A 4,785-nucleotide genomic window follows, 5' to 3' on the forward strand; every position below is an offset into this window, starting at 1 on the left:
TCGGTGGTGTGACGGTGATGTCGTCGCCGGTGTTGTTCGAGGAGTTCGCGCGGCAGGGTGGGTTGGCGGCGGACGGTCGGTGCAAGTCGTTCGCGGGCGCGGCCGACGGCACCGGCTGGGCCGAGGGCGTCGGCGTGCTCGTGGTGGAGCGGTTGTCGACCGCTCGCCGCGCCGGTCGGCGGGTGTTGGCGGTGGTCCGGGGTTCGGCGGTGAACCAGGACGGCGCGTCCAACGGGTTGACCGCGCCGAACGGGCCGAGCCAGGAGGACGTGATCCGCCAGGCGCTGGCCAACGCGGGCCTCACGTCCGCCGACGTCGACGTGGTGGAGGGCCACGGCACGGGGACGCGGTTGGGTGATCCGATCGAGGCCCAGGCCCTGTTGGCGACCTACGGTCAGGATCGTGCTGTGCCGTTGTTGCTCGGGTCGGTGAAGTCGAACATCGGGCACACGCAGGCGGCGGCCGGTGTCACCGGTGTGATCAAGATGATCTTGTCGATGGGCCGTGGGGTGGTGCCCCGCAGCCTGCACGTGGACGAGCCGTCGCCCGAGGTGGACTGGTCGGCCGGTCTGGTGGAGTTGGCGCGGGAGTCGGTGTCGTGGCCCGACCGCGACCGGCCTCGAAGGGCGGGCGTGTCGTCGTTCGGCATCAGCGGGACGAACGCGCACGTGATCTTGGAACAGGGCCCGGCGGTTGAGGAATCGCACACGCCCGTGGGTGGTCCGGTGCCGTGGGTGGTGTCCGCTGCTTCTGCCGAGGCGTTGCGGGAGCAGGTTCGGCGGTTGTCGGGGTGGCCGGGTTCGGCGGTGGACGTTGGTTATTCGTTGGTGAAGAGCCGTGCTTCGTTGGCCCATCGGGCGGTGTTGCTGGGTGGTCGGCTGGTTGAGGGTGTGGCCCGGCCGGTGAACAAGGTCGTGTTCGTGTTCCCGGGTCAGGGTTCGCAGTGGGCCGGGATGGCGTTGGAGTTGTGGGAGTCCTCGCCGGTGTTCGCCGGGTGGATGGACCGGTGCGCGACGGCTCTACAGCCTTGGTTGGACCTGCGAAGTGCGCTGCACGATGAGCAAGTCGATGTGGTGCAGCCCGCCTTGTGGGCGGTGATGGTGTCGCTGGCTGAGCTGTGGCGGTCGTTCGGCGTGGAGCCGGATGCGGTGGTGGGTCACTCTCAGGGTGAGATCGCGGCGGCCGTGGTCGCAGGTGCGTTGTCGCTCGAAGATGGCGCACGGGTGGTGGCGTCGCGCAGTCGGGTGATCGCCGACCGGTTGTCCGGCCGGGGTGCCATGGCCTCCGTGCAGCTGCCGGAAGAGCAGGTGCGGGACCTGCTGGACGACCGGTTGTCGGTGGCGGCGCTCAACGGTTCCACCTCGGTCGTGGTGTCCGGTGACCCGGAGGCGATCGACGAACTCGTGAAGAAGGCCCCGGGCAAGCGGATCGCGGTGGACTACGCGTCCCACTCGGCACAGGTGGAGTCGGTGCGGGACGAGGTCCTGGAAGCGCTGGAGGACATCACCCCTCAGGAACCCGTGATCCCGTTCCACTCCACGGTGTCCGGCCCGACGACGTTCGACGCCGAGTACTGGTACCGGAACCTCCGTAAGACCGTGCGGTTCGCCCCGGTGGTCGAGTCGTTGGGCGAGGCCGTGTTCGTGGAGGTCAGCCCGCACCCGGTGTTGGTGCCGGACCTCACCGCAGACGCGGTCGGTTCGCTGCGCCGCGACGACGGCGGCCTGGACCGCTTCCTGACCTCGTTGGCCGAAGCGCACGTCCACGGCGTCGAAGTCGACTGGACGCCCCTGCTCGACGGCGGCCGGCTCGTCGACCTGCCCACCTACCCCTTCCAACACCAGCGCTACTGGCCCCGGGTCGAAGCGCTCACCGCCGAGGACTGGCGCTACCGGGTCGCCTGGCGGCGGGTGACCGAGGCGCGGCGAGCGCCGACCGGGCATTGGCTCGCGGTGGTGCCCGCCGACGGCGCGGTGATCCCGGAGCTCGGGCCCCACGTGGACATCGTGGAGGTGGACCGGCTCGCCGAACGCCTGGGCGGCGGCGAGGTCGACGGGGTGCTGTCGTTCCTCGCGCCACAGGACACCCTGACGGCCCTCCGGCTCCTGGTCGGCGCGGACGTCGTGGTCCCGCTGTGGCTGGTCACCTCCGGCGCGGTCGCGGCGACGCCCGGTGACGTCGTGCGCGACCCGGGGCAGGCCCAGCTGTGGGGCCTCGGGCTCACGATCGGGCTGGAGCAGCCCCACCGCTGGGGCGGCCTCGTCGACCTGCCCGAGGTCGTGGACGACCAGGTGCGGGACCGGCTGTTCGCGGTGCTCTCCGGCGACGAGGACCAGGTGGCGGTCCGGGCCGACGGCGCCTACGCGCGCCGCCTCGTGCGAGCGCCGCGCGACCGGGGCGGACGCGCCTGGCGGCCGAGGGGGACGGTGCTGGTCACCGGCGGCACGGGCGGGCTCGGCGCGCACGTGGCCCGCTGGCTCGTCCGGCACGGAGCCGAGCAGGTGGTCCTGGCCGGCCGCCGCGGCCCCGACGCGCCCGGTGTGGCCGAACTCGTGGCCGAGCTGGGCGACCGGGTCGCCGTCGCGGCCTGCGACGTGGCCGACCGCGCCGCGGTGCGGGACCTGCTGGCGTCCCTGCCCGGCCTGACGGCCGTGGTGCACGCCGCCGGGGTCGGCCAACACGGCACCCCGGTGACGGAGATCGACGACCTCGACGACGTGCTGCGGGCGAAGGTCGTCGGCGCGGAGAACCTCGACGCGCTGCTCGACCACGACGCGCTCGACGCCTTCGTGCTCTTCTCGTCCGGGGCCGGCGTGTGGGGCGGCGGCGGGCAGGGCGCATACGCGGCGGCCAACGCCCACCTGGACGCGCTCGCGCGGCGGCGCCGGGCGAAGGGCGGCAACGCCACGTCGATCGCCTGGGGCGCCTGGGCGGGCGAGGGCATGGCGAGCGGCGCCGCGGGTGAGCGGTTCCGCCGGCTCGGGGTGGTCGAGATGGACCCGCTGGTGGCGGTGCGGGCCCTCCGGGAGCTGGACGAGCCCAATGTCGTCGTGGCCGACATCGACTGGTCGGCGTTCGGGCCGAGCTACGCCGTCGCGCGCCGGCGGCCGCTGCTGGACGAGGTCTTCACGCCGGACGCCGCCGAGGGACCTGAGGCGCCGCACCCGGTCGTCGCGGACGCCCTCCCGCTGGTCCGCGCGCACGTGGCGGCCGTGCTGGGCATGGAGTCGGGTGACGCGGTCGACGTCCGGCGCGCGTTCAAGGACCTCGGCTTCGACTCGGTCACGGCCGTCGAGCTGCGCAACCGGCTGGCCGGCGCGACCGGCGCGCGGCTGCCGACGACGGTCGTGTTCGACCACCCGAACTGCGCCGCCCTCGCCGACTACCTCGGCGCGGGTCCCGCGCCGGAGCGGACCGCGACCCGCGCCGCCGCCGACGAGCCGATCGCGATCGTGGCGATGAGCTGCCGGTTCCCCGGCGGGGTCGCCTCGCCCGAGGACCTGTGGCGGCTGGTGGCCGACGAGGTCGACGCGATCTCCGACTTCCCGACCGACCGCGGCTGGGCCGCGTCCGGCACGGGCGGGTTCCTCCACGACGCCGCCGAGTTCGACGCGGGCCTGTTCGGCATCTCGCCGCGCGAGGCGACCGCCATGGACCCGCAGCAGCGGCTGGCGCTGGAGTGCGCGTGGGAGGTCTTCGAACGGGCGGGCATCGACCCCGCGTCCCTGCGCGGCAGCCGGACCGGCGTGTTCGTCGGCGCGCTGGCCCAGGACTACGGGCCCCGCATGCACCGGGCGCCCGCCGACTTCGCGGGCTACCTGGCCACCGGCAGCACCGGGAGCGTGCTCTCCGGCCGGATCGCCTACACCTTCGGGCTGGAGGGCCAGGCGGTGACCATCGACACCGGGTGCTCCTCGGCGCTGGTGGCGCTGCACAACGCGTGCCAGGCGGTGCGGAGCGGTGAGTGCTCGCTGGCCCTGGCCGCCGGGGTGACGGTGATGGCGACGCCCGGCGCGTTCGCCGAGTTCGAGCGCCTGGGCGGGATCGCGCCGGACGGCAGGTGCAAGGCGTTCGCGGACGGGGCGGACGGCACCGGTTGGGGCGAGGGCGTCGGGGTGCTGCTGGTGGAGCGGCTGTCCGAGGCTCGTCGTCACGGTCGTCGGGTGTTGGCGGTGGTCCGGGGTTCGGCGGTGAACCAGGACGGCGCGTCGAACGGGCTGACCGCGCCGAGCGGTCGTGCGCAGCGGGGCGTGATCCGGGAGGCGCTGGCGAACGCCGGTCTTGCCCCGGCCGAGGTCGACGTGGTGGAAGGGCATGGCACGGGGACGCGGTTGGGTGATCCGATCGAGGCCCAGGCGTTGTTGGCGACCTATGGTCAGGATCGTGCTGTGCCGTTGTTGCTCGGGTCGGTGAAGTCGAACATCGGGCACACGCAGGCGGCTGCGGGTGTTGCCGGTGTGATCAAGATGGTGTTGGCGATGCGGCACGGGGTCGTGCCCTCCACGCTGCACGTGGGTGAACCTTCGTCCCTTGTGGACTGGTCGACCGGTTCGGTCGAGGTGGCGCGGGAGTCGGTGTCGTGGCCCGATCAGGACCGGCCTCGTCGGGCGGGCGTGTCGTCGTTCGGGATCGGCGGGACGAACGCGCACGTGATCTTGGAGCAGGCTCCGGCGGTTGAGGAATCGCACACGCCTGTGGGTGGTCCGGTGCCGTGGGTGGTGTCTGCCGCGTCCTCGGAGGCGTTGCGGGAGCAGGTTCGGCGGTTGTCGGGGTGGCCGGGTTCGG

General features: G+C 73.2%; 1 protein-coding gene. It reads left to right on the forward strand.

The features are described 5' to 3' along the window. On the forward strand, window positions 1–4,785 hold a 4,785-nt coding region (locus ABD223_RS43190), incomplete at both ends, for a type I polyketide synthase (protein ID WP_425564111.1).

Source organism: Saccharothrix xinjiangensis (genome assembly GCF_039527585.1).
In the GTDB taxonomy this organism is placed as follows: domain Bacteria; phylum Actinomycetota; class Actinomycetes; order Mycobacteriales; family Pseudonocardiaceae; genus Actinosynnema; species Actinosynnema xinjiangensis.